Below are 573 nucleotides of genomic sequence, written 5' to 3' on the forward strand. Positions count from 1 at the left end.
CTTGGCACCGCCTACGGCGCGGGGCTGCGCGTCTCCGAGGTGGCAGCGCTCAAGGTCGACGATATTGCCACCGTGGTGCCGAGCTATGGCGTCGGCTCCGGCGGTTAGGCTTCCCTGGCTCCTTGCGGGTCGTCACGGAATGGGCAACGCGACGCAAGCGTAGCGAGAAGGCGGGCCTCATGGGATTGGGACGTGTTCCGTCCGCACGCGTGATCGCTCGGCTGATGAGTGTCATGCGCGATACCCTCAGCAAAGGCGATGCGACGATGATGGCCGCCATTGAAGCAGGCGTCCCTTCCCTTGTGATGGCTCGCGACCTCCTGCTGCGATTCCAGGCCATAGTCCGATCTCGTACGATCGGTAATCTGCAGGCTTGGATCGATGCCGCGCGAGACAGCCTGATGTCATCTTTTGCCGTCGGCCTTGCGGCCGACCAAGTCGCGGTCGCGGCGGCACTCACGGAGCCCTGGTCCAACGGTCAGACCGAGGGACAGATCACGAAGCTCAAGCTCGTAAAGCGCCAAATGTACGGGCGTGCCAACCTCGATCTTCTCCGCGCTCGTCTCGTTGGAG

1 pseudogene is annotated in these 573 nt (G+C 63.5%); it reads left to right on the forward strand.

The window, feature by feature from the left end:
* Positions 1–74: 74 nt before the first annotated feature.
* Positions 75–573, forward strand: a pseudogene (locus tag GSQ79_RS08230) (transposase); the annotation flags it as partial.

It is taken from the genome of Beijerinckia sp. L45, assembly GCF_009765775.1.
In the GTDB taxonomy this organism is placed as follows: domain Bacteria; phylum Pseudomonadota; class Alphaproteobacteria; order Rhizobiales; family Beijerinckiaceae; genus RH-AL1.